This window comes from Limnoglobus sp. (genome assembly GCF_059499385.1).
This window is the reverse complement of the sequence record NZ_JCABYM010000081.1, coordinates 253,337-270,234: the sequence shown is the minus strand read 5'-3', so window position 1 is coordinate 270,234 and position 16,898 is coordinate 253,337. Positions and strand designations below refer to the sequence as shown.

At 66.3% G+C, this 16,898-nt stretch carries 8 protein-coding genes; 6 read left to right on the top strand and 2 right to left on the bottom strand.

The annotated features are described in order from the left end of the window. Positions 1–852 precede the first annotated feature (852 nt). The 6 genes from metH (at position 853) to metK (ending at position 9,966) form a co-directional block, all read left to right on the top strand. Positions 853–4,422, top strand: coding sequence for a methionine synthase (metH, locus tag AC5JJ2_RS15485; protein WP_495858909.1), 3,570 nt, complete (start codon positions 853–855; stop codon positions 4,420–4,422). A gap of 16 nt (positions 4,423–4,438) precedes the next feature. Beyond that, entirely contained in the window at positions 4,439–5,428 is a 990-nt protein-coding gene (locus tag AC5JJ2_RS15480) for an alpha/beta hydrolase family protein (RefSeq protein ID WP_495858908.1), read from the top strand. 165 nt (positions 5,429–5,593) lie between these two features. Continuing rightward, positions 5,594–6,445, top strand: a complete 852-nt coding sequence (locus tag AC5JJ2_RS15475; RefSeq protein WP_495858907.1) for an ABC transporter ATP-binding protein — start codon at positions 5,594–5,596, stop codon at positions 6,443–6,445. Next, positions 6,445–7,710, top strand: coding sequence for an ABC transporter permease (locus AC5JJ2_RS15470; protein WP_495858906.1), 1,266 nt, complete (start codon positions 6,445–6,447; stop codon positions 7,708–7,710). The genes AC5JJ2_RS15475 and AC5JJ2_RS15470 overlap by 1 nt, the downstream gene beginning before the upstream one ends. Positions 7,711–7,864: 154 nt before the next feature. Continuing rightward, positions 7,865–8,578: a TIGR03000 domain-containing protein gene (locus AC5JJ2_RS15465; protein ID WP_495858905.1), complete on the top strand. Its 714-nt coding sequence runs from the start codon at positions 7,865–7,867 to the stop codon at positions 8,576–8,578. A gap of 131 nt (positions 8,579–8,709) precedes the next feature. Beyond that, positions 8,710–9,966: a methionine adenosyltransferase gene (gene metK / locus AC5JJ2_RS15460; protein ID WP_495858904.1), complete on the top strand. Its 1,257-nt coding sequence runs from the start codon at positions 8,710–8,712 to the stop codon at positions 9,964–9,966. 69 nt (positions 9,967–10,035) lie between these two features. Here metK and AC5JJ2_RS15455 read toward each other — a convergent pair whose 3' ends face one another. After that, entirely contained in the window at positions 10,036–13,026 is a 2,991-nt protein-coding gene (locus AC5JJ2_RS15455; RefSeq protein ID WP_495858903.1) for a S9 family peptidase, read from the bottom strand. Positions 13,027–13,264: 238 nt separating this feature from the next. Further along, complete coding sequence (locus AC5JJ2_RS15450; RefSeq protein WP_495858902.1) at positions 13,265–16,885, bottom strand: DUF4349 domain-containing protein; 3,621 nt, start codon at positions 16,883–16,885, stop codon at positions 13,265–13,267. Between the last annotated feature and the right edge of the window lie 13 nt (positions 16,886–16,898).

Sequence of the window (16,898 nt, the reverse complement as noted above, 5' to 3'; positions counted from 1 at the left end):
GCACAGGTGGAGGCGTTTTCATTTCTCGATTGTCGAGTTCCCGGAAAAACTTTTCCCACTTCCCCGCTTCGCACGCGCCCGCCGCGGTGCAACTCCTCATTTTCTAAGCGATTCCGTCCTGAAGAATTCTCAAAAAAACATCGCCGGGGCGTCCCTTGCGCGGCCTTGACGCCCCCCCGTCTACCGGGCGCAAACGTCTAAATGGGCCGAAAATTCAAGGCAAAATCGCCCTCTCACGAGTGCCACCCCGGTGTCACCGGCGGGGGGGGCGGGATGGTGTTGACTTCTCCCCACGGGACGGTAATCTACGGCCCATCGACTGATTCTTCCGGTTATGAGGGTTAGCCCAGATGCGAGACAAAGTGACCTCGAATCACTCGTCTACTTCTGCCCGTCTTTCTTGCGGTGGTTCCCCACCAACGGCTGTTGCTCGGTCGTGATCGCCCTCGGTTCTCTGTTCACTCGTTACATCATCGGACACAACGGCCCGCCCTCGACCCGCGAAGGATTCGCGGGGGCCACGGCGCGCCGTCGCGACCACGGCCCGAACGGGTCGGCACGTCTGGCCGGACACGGACGTTCGGCGACACGCCAGGGATGGCGTTTGACGCACTCGCAGTGGTAGAAACGCTTCCCCACTCCGAGTTATTGCCGGCCCGCTTCGCGGCCACGTGGGACCTGGGCACGGATTTGCTACCCCAAACAGGTCGTTGACGAAGCCGCGGCCGCCCGAGGATGGGCGGCCGCGGCTTTTTGTTTTTGCTCCCCGAACCATTCCGCATTTTCCGAATCACTAAAGTAGACTTCTCCGGTTTTCAGCCGAATTGTCTACTCGATCCGTAGGGTTTCGCCATGCCTGCCGACTCGCCGTTCCTCCGCGTCACCGACGACCGCGTCCTGATCCTCGACGGCGGCATGGGGACGAGCCTCCAAAATTACAAGCCGACGGACAAGGACTGGGGGTACGCGCCGAACGGTAAGTCGCTGATGAACCTGTCGGACGCGCTCGTCTACACGCACCCGGAGTGGATCAAGGAGATTCACCGCGGGTACTTCGCGGCCGGGTGCGACGCCGTGGAGACCAACACGTTCAACGCGAACGCGATCGGCCTCGGCGAGTTCGACCTCGTGCCAAAGATGGACGAGATCAACCGCGCGAACATCCGCCTCGCGCGCGAGGCGGCGACGGAGTTCTCGACAAAGGACCGGCCGCGGTTCGTCGTCGGCAGCGTCGGGCCGGGCACGAAGATGCCGTCGCTGACCGACCCCAGCATTTACATCCACTTCGACGCGATGGCCGAAGCCTACCGGCCGCAGTTGCGCGTCATGATCGAGGAGCGCGTCGATGCGATTCTCGTGGAAACGTGCTTCGACATCCTGCAAGCGAAGTGCGTGGCGATCACGGCCATCGAAGAGATGAATCGCCAGGGCGTGCGACTGCCGCTGATGGTGCAACTCACCATCATGGACGCCCGCCAGAAGATGCTGCCCGGCACGGACATCCCCACGGGCTTGGTGACGCTCGAACCGATTGACGAGATCGACGTCTTGGGGATGAACTGCGGCGTCGGCCCGAACCTGATGCTCGACGGCATCAAGCACCTGAGCAAGCACTGGAAGAAGAAGATTAGCGTCTTGCCGAACGCCGGAATTCCCGAGAACCGCAACGGGGATATGTACTTTCCCGACAGCCCAGAGGTTATCGCCGACTGGCACGAACGGTTCGTCAACGAGCTCGGCGTCAGCATCGTCGGCGGCTGCTGTGGCACAACGGCCGAACACATGGCCGCCGTCGTCAAGCGGCTCGGCGGCAAGAAGCCCGCCCCGCGGACGGTCACGTACCTGCCGATGGTGTCGAGCCTCCAGTCGTCGCAAGAACTCATCGTCGATCAGCGGCCGCTGCTCGTCGGCGAGCGGACGAACACGAACGGGTCGAAGAAGTTCAAGCAGCTCCTCGAAAAGGACGACTGGCACGGCCTCGTCGAGATGGCCCAGGAGCAGGAGCGAGAGGGCGTCCACCTGCTGGACGTGTGCGTGGACTACGTCGGTCGCGACGGCGTGCGGGACATGAAGGAGGTCATCAAGCGGTACAACGCCGTGCTGACGAAGCCGCTCATGCTCGACAGCACGGAAGTCCCGGTCATCGAGGCGGCGCTCAAGCTCTGCTCCGGCAAGTGCGTCATCAACAGCATCAACCTGGAAGACGGCCGCAAGACGCTCGACCCGAAGACGATCCTCGCGAAGAAGTACGGGGCCGGCCTCGTCGCGCTGACCATCGACGAGAAGGGGCAGGCGGACACGGCCGAGTGGAAGTTCGAGGTCGCGAAGCGCATCTACGACATCGTCGTCCACGAGTACGGCATCCCGCCGACCGACCTGATGTTCGACACGCTCGTCTTCCCGCTGTCCACCGGCCAAGAGCAGACGCGGAAGAGCGCCATCGCCACGTTCGAGTCGATCCGGCTCATCAAGCAGAACCTGCCGGGGGCGCTCACGCACCTCGGCCTGTCGAACTGCTCGTTCGGCCTGAACCCGTACACCCGGCAGGTGCTGAACTCCGTCTACCTGCACTACGCGATGGAGTACGGCCTCGACTCCGCCATCCTTCACGCGGCCAAGATCATGCCGCTGGCGAGCATCGACGAGAAGGGGAAGGAACTCTGCCGCCGCCTCTTGTTCGACGAGCGCGTATTCGACGCGGCCGGGAACTGCGTCGAGGACCCGCTACAAATGCTCATCGAGCACTACGCGGACAAGAAGGGCGTCAAGAAGGAAGCCCAGTCGCTCGGCGACAGCGTCGAGGAGCGGCTGAAGCAGGCGATCATCCAGGGCCGCCGCGAGTCGCTCGTCGCGGACCTGGACGCCGCCCGCGAGCGGTACTCGCCCATCGACATCATCAACAAGATCTTGCTCGACGGCATGAAGGTCGTCGGCGACCTGTTCGGCAGCGGCCAGATGCAACTCCCGTTCGTGCTGCAATCGGCCGAGGTGATGAAGGCGGCCGTCGCGTACCTCGAGCAGTTCATGGAGAAGGTCGAAGGCCAGGAGAAGGGGAAGATCGTCCTCGCGACCGTGAAGGGGGACGTTCACGACATCGGCAAGAACCTGGTAGACATCATCCTCACGAACAACGGGTACAAGGTCTACAACATCGGCATCAAGCAGCCGGTGGACGCGATGATCTCCGAGTTCCAGAAGGCCGCGGCCGACGCCATCGGCATGAGCGGGCTGCTCGTGAAATCGACCGTCATCATGAAGGAAGACCTCGTCACGCTGAACGACCGCGGGCTGAATCCGCCGGTCATCCTCGGCGGGGCGGCGCTCAACCGGCGGTACGTCGAGCACGACCTGCGGAACGTCTACCGCGGCCAGCTGTTCTACGGCGAGGACGCGTTCGACGGCCTCCGCATCATGGACGAGATCGTTGCCCGCAAGAAGCTCGCCAGCGTCGGCAGCGTCGCACTCAAGGGCGTAATCCAGTCGTCCGCGAAGGTCGGCGGCAAGCCGACGCTCGACACCATCGACGCGGCGACGCACCACGCCCCGACGCCCCCACCGCCGCTGTACAGCCGTGCCCCGAACCTGCCGCCGTCACCGGACGTGCCGAAGCCGCCGTTCCTCGGCACGCGGACCGTCACCGACGTGCCGATGTCGGCCGTGTTCCCGTACCTGAACGAGCTGACGCTGTTCAGCACGCAATGGGGGTTCGTCAAGGGTGGCGTCGATCCGAAGGTGTACGCGCAGCAGATTGAAACGACGGCCCGCCCAGCCCTCGAGCGGCTGAAGGCGTTCTGCCTGTCCGAGAACGTCCTCCGCCCGGCCGCCACATACGGGTTCTTCCGTGCCGCGTCGGAAGGCCAAACGCTCCGCGTCTACGACGCCGACGGCACGACGCTCCTGCAAGAGTTCACGTTCCCGCGGCAGGACTTCGGCGACTACCTCTGCCTCAGCGACTACGTCGAGCCGACGAAGGACGGCAAGCCGGTCGATTACGTCGGCCTCATGGCGGTGACGGTCGGCCACGAGGTCACGAAGAAGTGCAACGACCTACGGGCCGCGAACAAGTACCAGGACTACCTGTTCCTGCACGGCCTCGGTGTCGAGTCGGCCGAAGCCTTCGCCGAGTTCTTCCACCGCCGGATGCGGGCCGAGTGGGGCATCGGTGCAAAGGATTCGCCGACGATCCAGAAGCTGTTCAAGGGCCACTACCGCGGCCGCCGGTACGCATTCGGCTACCCGGCCTGCCCGCGGCTGGAGGACCAGACCGGCCTGTTCAAGCTGATCGACCCGACGCGGGTGGGGGTCACGCTGACCGAACAATTTCTGCTGGAGCCGGAACAATCGACGACGGCGATTGTGTTCCACCACCCGAACGCGAAATATTTCAACGTCAAGCGGGGGGGCGAAGTAGAGTTCGAGTGACCTCCGGGGGTACTCGATGCGCCGCTTCTTGCTGCCGACGTTGCTGTTGGTTTTTGCCGCCGGCTGCGGGGAACTGTCGAAGGACACGCCGCAGGAGCTGGCCGACGACCCGAACGCGCCGGTCGTCGATCTGCTCACGGCCCGCAAGACGTACCAGACGCAAATCACCGGCAACGCGAACTACGTCCCGGACGGGCCGGTCGATCCGGCCCCGACCCGCGTCCTCCAGACCGTCCGCTTCCCGGCCCCGACCGGGCGGCTGGCGGCCTACGTCACGAACGACCCCGGCGACGGGAAGAAGCACCCGGCCGTGGTCTGGGCGCACGGCGGGTTCGGCGGCATCAACGGCGGCTCGTTCTGGGCGACGCCGGACAAGGCCAACGACCAGACGGCGTCCGCGTTCCGCGAGAAGGGTCTCGTCCTCATGGTCCCGTCCTGGCGGGGCGAGAACGACAACCCCGGCCGGTTCGAACTCTTCTACGGCGAGGTCGAGGACGTGCTCGCCGCCCGCGACTACCTGGCGGGACTGCCGTTCGTCGATCCGGACCGCATCTACCTCGCCGGGCACAGCACCGGCGGGACGATCGCGCTGCTGGCCGCGACCGCGACGGACAAGTTCCGGGCAATCTTCTCGTTCGGCGGCGCGCCGGACCTGTCGGTCGTCCTGGCCGACGGCAACGGGTACGGGAACACGCCGTTCGACCTCCGCGACCCGGACGAGGCGTTCTTCCGCTCGCCGACGAACTTCGTCCGCGCGATCAAGACGCCGACGTTCTACTTCGAGGGCTGCCGGGACGGGTATCGTCAGGGGTACTGCCCGGACGCGGACAAGATGATGGCGAAGGCGCTACGGTTCGGCGTGCCGTTCCAGGCGTTCGCGCTGCCGTGGGGCGACCACTTCAGCATCCTGCACAAGACGACGCGGCAAGTGGCGACGAAGATCGCCGAGGACAAGGGCAAGGTTTGCACCATCGCATTCACGAAGCAGGAAGTGGGCGCGCGGTGACCTGACTTCCGAAGTCCGGCTTCGACTTCGGAAGTCGGAACGGCAACGACACCCGATGCGTGCGAGGTTGGCCCCACGGGATCGACTTCCGAAGTCGAAGCCGGACTTCGGAAGTCAGGTGTCTCGCCGGCAGACAACTCGTCGTTCCTGCTCTAAACTCCCCCCATGCCTGACGCGGCGATCCACATCCAGAACCTGCGGGTCCAGTACGGCAGCTTCACGGCCGTGGACGGCCTCGACCTCGAAATCCGCAGGGGCGAACTCTTCGGCCTGCTCGGCCCGAACGGGGCCGGCAAGAGCACGACCATCCGCGTGCTGATCGGTCAGCGGCGGCCGACCGGCGGGGCGGTCCGCGTCCTCGGCCACGACGTGGTCCGCGAGTGGGCGAAGATCAAGCCGCTGTTCGGGTACGTCCCGGACCGCGAGAACCACTTCGAGGAGTTCACCGGGAACCGGAACTTGGAGTTCTTCGCCCAGCTCTACAACGTCCCGCGGCTGCGGGTCCGCGACTGCCTGCGGATGGTCGAACTCGAAGACGCCGGCGACACCCCCGTCCGCGGGTACTCTCTCGGGATGCGGCGGAAGCTGCTCCTCGCGCGGGCGCTGCTCCACGAGCCGCGGGTGCTGTACCTCGACGAGCCGACGGCGAACCTGGACATCCACTCCGCGGAAATCGTCCACCGCATCCTGCGGGAGCGGGTCGAGGCCGGGGCGACCGTCGTGTTGACGACACACGACATGGACGAGGTGGAAAAAATCTGCGACCGCGTCGGCATCGTCTGCAAGGGGAAGCTCGTCGCCCTCGACTCGCCGCTGAACCTGAAGCAGCAGCACACCGAGCGGAAGACGGACGCGATCTTGAAGTCCGGCGAGCGGATGACGTTCAACATGGACCACGGGCACGAGCGGCAGAAGCTCGCGGAGCTGGTCCGCGACGGGGCGACGGCGAGCCTCCAGACCCGCGAGTTCGACTTCCACGCCACGTTCCTCAAACTCACCGGGCAGGCGTTCGAGTGATGCGGCTCTACATCCTGCGGGCGTTGTTCGTCAAGGAACTCCGGCGGCACGTCGCCAACCGCGGCGGCATCGCGTTGGGATTGCTCCTCGTCGTCGCCGCGATCATGCTCTCGGTGTTCAACCCGGCCGGGCTGGGGGCCGGCGGCAGCTCCGCGACCGAGGCGGCCGGGACCGGCATGGTCGGCGGCGTCCACCACTGCTTCCTCTACTACACGAAGGAAGACGACGATCTGATGTCGCCGCTGCTCGACTACCTCGAGCGGAACCTCCCCCCGGAGTTGGCCCCGCACGTCCGCATCCGGAACCTATCACGGGACAAGATCAAGCAAGGCGTGGATTTCTCCCCCGGCACGGCTAGCATCCGGCTGACCGCGCCGACGGTCAACGGCCACCGGCGGCTGAAGGTCGAAATCTTTCACCCGCCCGGCGACGCGGCCGCGATGGCCCCCTACGAGGCGTGGCTGTGGCGCGAGTTGCGGATCGGCCTCCAGGTCATCGCCGAGCGGAAGCTGAAGGCCCTCGGCGTGGCGAAGCCGGCGATCCGCACGGCGTCGCCGGAGGACGACGACCTGTGGGCCGTCCGCGAGGCGTTCGTCCGGCTGCAAGACGATGTAGAACGCGCGAAACCGGCCGGCCATGCGGAGATCGTGCCGGCGGTCGAGATCACCCGCCAGGGCCTCGGCGGGCAGGTGCTCGAATTGCGGTCCACCATCGCGACGGCACTCGTCGTGTTCGCGCTCTACTTCTCGTGCGTCTACCTGTTGCCGACGCTCAACTGCGAGGAGCGGGAGCGCGGCGTGCTGCTCGCGCAAGCGCTCTCGCCCGCGTCGCCGGCCGAAATCCTGATGGCGAAGTTCCTCTTCTACCCGGTCATGGGCGGCGCACTCGCGGCCGTCATCGCGGGCATTTACAAACCCGCCGTACTCTCGACGCTATTCTTCTGGATGGGGCTGTTCACCGTCGCCGGCGGGTTCCTCGGCATCGGCATGACCGTCGCCACGCTCGCGAAGACGCAGCGGGCCGCGTTCATGGGCGCGATGTGCTACCTGCTGTCCGTGTCGATGCTGCTCATCATCTGCTCGACGAACGGCATCCCGATCCTGTCCAACTTCGCGCTCGAGTACCACGTCCCGCGGGTGCTGCACGCGGCCCTGTCCGGGTCGGTGCAGAGCAACCACTGGCTGCACCTGCTCGCGGCCATCGGCCTCGCGACGGTCTGGCTGTTCGTCGCCGGCACGCTGTTCCGCCGCCGCGGGTGGCAGTGAGCCGCGGCCGTACGACTCTTCCCACCGGTTCGCGTTTTCCTGACGTATCGACCGAGAAGTCGAGGGAATGTGCGTGAACACGCCATTCTTCTTTGACCTCCCAGATTGACCAGATATCCTAGTCTCGCAAGGATCACACCAGGGAGGTCGCGAGATGTACAGCTTGGTTCTGATGACCGCGGTGGCCACGTCCGGCGATGCGTCGGCGTTCAACTGGCGGTCGGGCGGGTGCGGCGGGTGTTCGTGCAGCGGGTCGGCGATCGTGTATCAGGCGGCCCCCGTAGCCTACACCGTCGGTTGCTACGGGTCGCCGAGCTACGCCGTCGGTAGCTGCTTCGGCTGCCGCGGCTCGACCGGCTGCACCGGTTGCAACGGCTGTTGGGGCCGGTCGTTCTACCGCGCGTCCTGCCACGGCTGCACCGGCTCCTCGTGCTGCGGCGGAAGCTGCTTCGGCTCATCGTGCTGCGGTGGGAGTTGCTTCGGTAGTTACGCGACGCCGATCGTGATTCCGGCCGTCGAGGACTGCTGTGGCGCAACGCCAACGGTCACCACCCCGGCCGTGCCGACGAGCGCGTCCCCGACCGAATCCCCGGCGAACCTGAAGATCGACCTGCCGGCCGATGCCAAGCTTTACGTGGACGGGCAACTCGTCCCCGGTGGCGGCGCGACCCGCACGTTCGCCACGCCGAAACTCCCGGCCGGGCGGTCGTTCGCTTACGAGATGCGGGCGGAAATCTCGATGGACGGCTCGACCGTAACCGAGGAGATGAAGGTCGTCGTCCACGCGGGGGACGACGTGACGAAGTCGTTCGGGAAGCTGCTCGCGGCGGCCAACCGCGAGAAGCCGACGGCGGTGGCGAAGAAGTAAGGAAACCTGTTCCGAAACGGCGGGACCGGGGCGGACGCCCGGTCCCGCTGTTTTTTTTTTCGGGGTTGGTTAAAACAGTCGGGTGATGTTTACCGAAAACATCGGTTAAGTGCCCCACCCGAGGTTTTGCCGTGTCCGCCGAACGATACCTTTTCACCAGCGAATCCGTCTCGAAGGGCCACCCGGACAAGGTGGCCGACCAGGTCAGCGACGCCGTCCTCGATTTCTGTTTGACGCACGACCCGATGAGCCGGGTGGCGTGCGAAACGCTCGTCACGACCGACCACTGCACCGTGGCCGGGGAGATCACGACGAAGGCCCCGCTGACCCGCAAGGCCGTTGACGCGCTCGTCCGCGAGGTCGTGACGGACATCGGGTACGTGGCGAAGGACGACCAGGAGCGGGAAGAGATCGGGTTCACCGCGGACGCGGTCCAGGTGAACTGCCTGATCCACGCCCAGTCGCCGCACATCAGCCAGGGCGTGGACGTCGGCGGGGCCGGCGACCAGGGGATGATGTTCGGGTTCGCGTGCGACGAGACGCCGAGCCTGATGCCGCTGCCGATCTCGCTGTCGCACAAGCTGGTGGCGGCGCACGCCGAGATGCGGAAGGCGAAGAAGCCGATCGCGTGGCTGCGGCCGGACGCCAAGAGCCAGGTGACGGTCGAGTACAACCCGGACGGCACGCCGGGCCGGATTCACACCGTCGTGCTTTCCACGCAGCACGATTCGAGCGTCATGAGCCGGAAGGACTATTTCTCGGACGACGCCCGGCAGCAGATCATCAAGGAGCTGATCCTGCCCGTGCTGAAGGCCGACCGGCCGGACCTCATCAAGGGCGAGTTGGTGATGGTGCTGCCGGGGTCGTCGCCGAAGTTGGGGGCGAACGACATCGCCTGCCACATCAACCCGACCGGGTGCTTCCTGACCGGCGGGCCGCACGGCGACTGCGGGTTGACGGGGCGGAAGATCATCGTGGACACCTACGGCGGCCGCGGGCGGCACGGTGGCGGGGCGTTCAGCGGCAAGGACCCGACGAAGGTGGACCGCAGCGCCGCCTACGTCTGCCGGTACATCGCGAAGAACATCGTGGCGGCGAAGCTGGCCCGCGAGTGCGAGGTTCAGCTGAGCTACGCCATCGGCTACCCGGACCCGTTGAACATCTGGGTGAACACGAACAAGACGACGGCCCCCGGCGTGACGGAGGAGAAGCTCGTCGGCCTGATCCGCGAGCACTTCAAGCTGACGCCGAAGGGGATCATCGAGACGCTCGACCTGCGGCGGCCGATCTACCGCCCGACGGCGGCGCACGGCCACTTCGGCCGCGACGGCTTCCCGTGGGAGAAGACCGACAAGGCCGAGGCCCTGCGGCGGGCCGCGGGGGTCTGATTGGTGTGTGTAAACGCGAAAAGCCCAGGCACGGCCGTGCCTGGGCTTTTCGCGTTTACACACACCAATCTACGGCTTCCGCCCCTTCAGGTGGTCGTCCATCTTCAGGTGCGGCACGCCGTCCTTCCACCAGTCCGGGGCGGCCTTCCCCTGCAGGTAGTGGTCGAAGAACTCCTTCATCCGGGCCGCGTAGTCCTTGCGGTTCTCCGGCTTCGCCAGGCCGTGGTTCTCCCCCTTGTACTGCAACATCACCACCGGCTTCTGCAGCCGCCGCAACGTGTTGTAGTACTCGACCCCTTGCGTGAAATCGACCGCCCCGTCCTTGTCGTTGTGCAACATCAACAGCGGCGTCGTCACGTTCTTCGCGAAGTAGACCGGCGAGTTGCGGATGTACGCCTCCTGCTGGTCCCAGTACCCGGCCGTGAACCGGCCCTGGCTGCTCTCGAAGATCGGCTGGTTCGCGCTGCCGGTGTTCCAGTAGACGCTGCTGTACATGCTCACGAGGTCGGTCAGCGGCGCGCCGGCGCAGGCGGCCTTGAACCGGCTCGTCTGCGTGACCGCGAACGCCGTCTGGTAGCCGCCCCACGAGTGCCCCTGGAGGCCGAGCTTGTCGCCGTCCACGATCCCGGTCGCGACCGCGGCGTCCAGGGCCGCGTTGATGCACGCGATGGACGACGTGCCGGGGTCGTTGACCTTGTACGTGATGTCCGGCATCAGCACCGCGTACCCGTTACTGGTGTAGATCGCCTTGTTGAACCCACCCGTGCCCGGCGGCGTGTACCGGTGCAGCCCGTCGGACAGCTTCTCGTAGATGTATACGACCGTCGGGTACTTCTTCCCCGGCTCGTAGTTCGCCGGCAGGAACAGCGCCCCTTGCAGCTTCTTGTCCAGCGCCTTGTACTCGATCAGCTTCACGCCGCTCGACCAGAGGTAGCCGGACTGTTGCGGGTTCGTCTCGCTGACCTTCTTCTGGTCCTTGAACGTCGCGTCCGTGATGAAGTAGTTCGTCGGCTCCTGGTTCGTCTCCTTCGTGAACGCGAACACGTCGGCGTTGCGGGCCTTCGTCATCGGCCCGATGCTGCAATCGCCGGACACGAGCACGCTCACGCCCGGCTTGGCCGGGTCGATCCGGCCGATCCCCTCCTTCTTCGTCCACTCGCCGTAGAGCGTCGTGAACGCCGGCTTGGAGAAGTCGAACCCCGGCTCCTTGCGGTCCGGCTCGAACTGGTTGAACCCCTGGTAGCGGATTCCGTCCTTCTTGCCGTTGACGGTCAGGTTCACGCCGCCGCTGCCGTCCGCGTTGACCTTCCACAAGTCCCAGTTGTCCGACAGCAGGACGTGCCGCCCGTCCTTCGACCAGCCGAACGGCCGCGTCGGGGGCTTCTCGATGTTGTGGTCGTCCTCTGCGTCCACGAAGGTCGTGCCGCTGACGTTCGCAGAGATGTTCGTCCCTTTCCCGGCCGCGATGTCGTAGACGAAGAAATGGCCGTCCTCGTAGTAAAGGAACTGCGTACCGGTCGGCGACGGGCCAAAGTTGTACCGCACCTTCGTGAGCGCCTTCTTCTTCTCGCCCGTTTTCGCGTCGATGACGTAAACGTCCGAGTACCGCCGCCCGTCGAGGTTCGCGAGGTACTCGTAGGGTTTCACGTCGGTGCCGATGGCGTACTTGTGCTTCGGCGCGAGCGTCACGTTGCGGCAGGTATCGTCGGCGAGGCGGACGAACTTCTTGTCCTTCGGGTAGTAGACGGACAGGTACGTGTACGCCTTCTCCATCGTCGCCTGGAGTTGTTGCATCGGCTGGAGCTTCTCGTCCTTCCAGTGCCAGACGACGAGGTCCGGCTTCGCGTCCCCGCCGCCGGCCGTGCTCGGCGGTCCTCCGGGGCGACGCCGCGTCCCCTCGGTCGCCGGGGTGGTGGTCGGTTCCTTCGGCGCGTTCGTCGGGGCTGGGGCCGCCTCCTTCTTGGCCGCGTCCTTCTTCTTTTGTTCGGAGATGCCGAACGAGAACCCGTCGAGGCCGTGCGTCCAGCTCACGCCGCGGTTCGCGCTGATGCCCATGTTCGCCGGGAAGTTCTTGTCGTCCTTCGGGTCGTAGGCCGTCTTCGTCGGCTTCGGCCCCACGTCGCTGACCGCGAGGATCGTGTTCCACTTGCCGTCGTACTCCTTGTTTTCGACCGCCTTCACGACGGTGAACGCGGTGAAGTCCTCGTGCCAGTTGAGCGACTTGTAGCTCGCCTTCGCCGTGTCGAGGACGCTGACCGTGCCGGCCTTCATGTCGCGGAGGTGGACGCCGTTACCAATCTGCCCGGCCGCGTCGATGACCATGACGAGATACGTCCCCTTCTTGTCGAAGGAGAACTCGGCGACGTTGCCGATTAGCAAATCCGTCCCGGTCGCCAATTCACGGAGAACGAGGTCCGACCCGGCCGAGGACGGGGCCGCCCCGGTCGGCGGCGTCATCCCCGGCGGCAGCGTGACGCCGGGCGGCAACGTCGGCGTGCCGGTCGGACCTTCCGACGCCTTCCGCAGCGCGACGTGCGTGGCCGCCTCGCCGGAAAACTGCACGGACGAGAACCCTTCCAGTTCCGTCTTCTCGCCGCTGCCGAGGTTCACGAGCACGACCTTCGGCTTCGGCCGCGGCATCGTCGCCTGCACGAGGGCGGGCAGCCCCTTCGGCACGCTTGGCGTGGCGGTAAACGCCAGCCACTTCGAGTCGAACGAAATCGTCAGCGACCCGAACCCGGTCCCGGCCGGGAACTTCGTCTCCTTGTTGTCCGCGAGGTTCCGCACGACGACCTCGCCGTCCCCCTCGGCCGGGCTGACGCGGTGGGCGAACCACTTTCCGTCGTTCGAGAGGGCGACGCCACGGAGCGACCGCCACTTCTCCGCGTCGGCGAGGGCGAGCGCCTTCTTGCCGGCGGGTTGCTGCTTCTTCAACTCCGCGAGCTTGGCCTGGAGTTCGGCGAGCTGCTTCTCAATCTGTTCGACCGATTGCGGGTCGTCGGCCGCGACGGCGAGGACGCCGAGGAGCAATGTGAGGAACGCGAGGGAGCGACGGATCACGGGGGTGACCTCCGAGGTGGGAATCTGTGCAATCTATAGCGGTTGGAGAAGCCGGTCGAGAGAGAAGTTCGACGAGGAAAGGTTTACCGAAGTGACAGGAGCGACAAGATCGACACCACCCGACCGGATGCCGCGACCCGCAACTTGATATAGCCGCCGGCTTGCCGGCGGGGTTTTGGGTTCGCATAACCCCGCCGGCAAGCCGGCGGCTATATAGGGTTTGCCGGGTCTGTCTGGCCTACTGAGATGAGGTCGTCGGCACGGTAGCCGGTTGCGTTGGCCGCGTCATCCGGCGCACCACGCGATACCCGACCAGCCCGACCAACATCCACGGCAGCACCACGCAAAGGCCGAAGATCACCCACGTCAGGCTGCTGAGCAACGCCGACGCGCTGTACGACAGCCCCTTCCGCACCTGCGGCCAGACGCCCTGGTCCGGGGCGACGATCAGGTCCGCGTTCGACAGCGTCACGTCGATTCGGGCGGTCGCGAACTTGCCGTCCGTCGCCGACGGATCGCGGGACGACTGATGCACCCGCACCGTGCCGGCTGCCTTCACCCGCTCGGCCAGCCCGCCGGCCGCGACCAGCGGCACGTCGTACACCAGTCGCCCGGTCGTCCGGCCGCTCCGCTCGCGGGCGATCTGCGAATCGACCACGCGACCCTTCAGCTCCGCGACCTGGGCGGCGAACACCGCGGCTGCCGCGTCCACGTCCGCCACCTCGACGGCCAGCGTCGTCGTCTCCCGCGGCTTCAGCCGGGCTGCGTTCGCGAACGTGACGCGGATCAGTGTTTTCGCGTTCGTGACCGTCATCGCCTCGGCCACACTGGTCGTCTGGCGGCTCAACACGTCGCCCGCGCTGTTGAGCATCGCGAAGATCGCCGCTTCCTCGTTTTTCTTCACCTCGAAGTCGAGCTGGGCCGTCACGTTTTGCTTGTCCCCTTCGTTCAACTGCGAGTTGACGATGCGGCCCTTCGCCTTCTCGACGGCCGCCTTGACCTCGCGAAACCCGGCCGGGATGTCCGTCACGGCAAACGAGACGGTCGAGGTCTCGCGGGCCTGCATCCGGGCGGCGTTCAGGAACGTGACGCGGAGCAGCACCTTCGCGTCCGTCATGTTCGTGCCGTCCGGCGACCGCACGGTGTTGCGGGACAGGATGTCGCCCGCCCCGGTGATCGCGGCCTGCACCGCCGCCTCGTCGCCGCGCTTCACCTCGAAGTCGAGTTGCGTCGTCACGTTCGGCCGGTCGGCGTCGTGCAGCTGAGCCGTGAGGATGCGGCCCTTCGCCTTCTCGACCGCGTCCTGCACGACCGTGTACCCGATCGGGATGTCCGCGACGGCCAGGTGCAACGTCGTCACCTCGCGGGGTTGCAGTTTCGCTGCGTCGAACAGGCTCGTGCGGAACAGCACCTTCGTGTCCGTCACGGAATCGCTCTCCGGGGCGCGGCTGACGGTCTTCGACACGGTGTCCCCGGCCGCGGACAGGGCCGCGAGCAGCGTCGCCTCTTCCGTCCGCTTCACCTCGAAGTCGAACTGCGCGGTGACGTTCTGTTTGTCCCCCTCGTTGACGGACGCGGCGACGACGCGGCCCTTCGCCTTCTCGACGGCGTCCCGCAGCGTGCGGAAGCTGGCGGCCACGTCGTTCACGGCGATCGACAGCACGGCCGTCTCCCGAGGGGCGACGTTCGCGAGGTTGTAGAATTGCACCAGGAACACGGTGTCGCCGCGGGTGACCTTCGCGTTCTTGACCGGCGGCCCGCCGTCGGCCGTCTGCACCCGGTCGATCTCCAGCCGGGCGACGCGGCCGAGCTGCTTCAGCCGGTCCCGCAGCGGCCCGGAGGCGTCCGGCGAAACCTCGAAGTTCAGCACGGCGTTGAACTGCCCGGCCGACAGTTGCTTCAGCTCGGACCGCGTGACCCGGCCCTTCGCCTCCAGCACGGCGGCCATCGCGTCGCGGAACGTCTTGTCCACGTCCTCGACCTCGACCCCGGCCTGCACCCGCTCGCTCTCGGTGATCCCGGCGGCGACGCGGATGTCCTTCTCGGCCAGCGTGATCGTCAGCGTGCTGAGCGAGGCGAGGTTGCCGTAGTACCGCAGTTCGCCCTCGTACTCCTCGATCTTCGTCCGCCAGACGCCGAGTTCCTTCTCCGCTTCGAGGAGCTGCTTGATCTCCCCCTTGCCGTCCTTGATGATCGCGAGCAGCCGGGTCTCCATCGCGCGGGCGGCCTTCAGGCGGCTCTCCAGGTCGGTGTACATCTTCGTGATGTCCTGGCTGCCGATCCGCTGCCCCTTGAGTTCGCCGGCCTTGCCGAGTTCCTTGCGGAGTTCGAGGACGAGGCCGTCGAGCGCCTCCGGCGGGACGCGGACGACGACGGAGCCTTTCACCTTGCCGTTCGCGAGCTTCTCGCTGTTGACGGTGCCGACGTACCCGCCCTTGATCTTGGTGACGAGCAGCGTGACGGTGGCGACGGACGAGTCGAACGACTCGACCTCGAACTCGATGTCGCCGGACCGGATGATGATCTTGCGGGCGACCGGCTGCTCGACCGTGGCGGTCGGGGCGGGCGCGGAAGTCCCAGGCGCGGGAGCGGGAACGCCTTCGACCGGCTTCGGCTTTGGGGCTTCCTCGCCGTCGCGGACGCCGGCGGATTTATCGAGCGCGGCCTGCACGTCGGCGAGGTCCTTGCCGAGCTTCGCGTCCTTCCCCCAGGTCGCGGATTCGCGAACGGACTTCGGGTCGAAGTAAGTCGTGGCGGAACCGAGTTGCTTCCCGTCCGGTTGGCGGTAGCCGAGACCGAAACTCGTGGCCCCGCCGTCTGTTGACGGGCTGGCGGCCGGTGCGGGAATCGCGCCGAACGCTGCGGTCGGTCCGGCCGGTCCGCCAGTCACGCCGGGGGCGTACATGTGAAGATTCAACTGCCCGTTCTGCGGCACGCCGCCCAACCCGCCGCCGGCCACCGGTCCGCCGCCCGGCGCCATCATGCCACGGGCGGGCGTCGCGCCGCTCGGGACGACCGGCAGCACGGGGGCGGCGTACCGCGTGGCGTCGTCCAACGCTTTGACATCGCCCTTTCCCTTGCGCTCGGCCTCGCCGGCCGCGATCGCATCGAGCAGTTCGTTGTTCGTTTCCCGGTACGCGAGCGCACCATCTTCTCGCTTTTTCCCGCGTGCCTCAGTCTCGGCCGCCAAGCGGCGGTCTACTCCCTCGGACGTGAAATACTCGGCCGGGAACGGGTCTTTTCCGGCCTGTTCGCCGCGCGACGCACTCCAGTTGTTGGAATACTTCTCCTTGACGACCTGCACCGTCTCGTCAGCGTCAGACGGCGTGTTGATTTGAAACTGGGCGTTCAGATCAGCCACATTGCGGCGTGCAAGAGCCGCTGCGAGTCCGTCAACTTCCCCGTGCGCATCGTTTTCAGCGGTCGCTTCTCGCCGCGTTCGCTGGGAAGAATCGTCGTCGCCCCCGAGGAAGCTCCACGGCACGGGCGACTTCGCAATCCCGCCCGGCATCGGCAGGCCGCCGTTCGCGATCACGAAGCTGCCCGTCGCGCCGACCGCGCCGATCATCAGCGTCGCCGCGAGGCCGACCAGCACCCGGCGGCCCCACGCCCTGCGGCGGGTCGGCAGCGTCTTCGGCGTCCGCAGCGCCCGCACGGTGCGGTCCTCCAGCGTCGGCCCCGGCCGCACGGCGGCGAACAGGTTCGCCAAGCCCGCGTCGAACGCCCGCGCCGCCTCCAGGGCTGTCGCGCACTCGCCGCAGTCGCGGACGTGCGTGAGGAACCGGTCCTTCTCCGCCGCCTCCAGCCCGTCGGCCAGGAACGTCGCGATCTGCTCTTGGGTCCAAATGTGGTCGGTCATGTTTGTCTCGTGT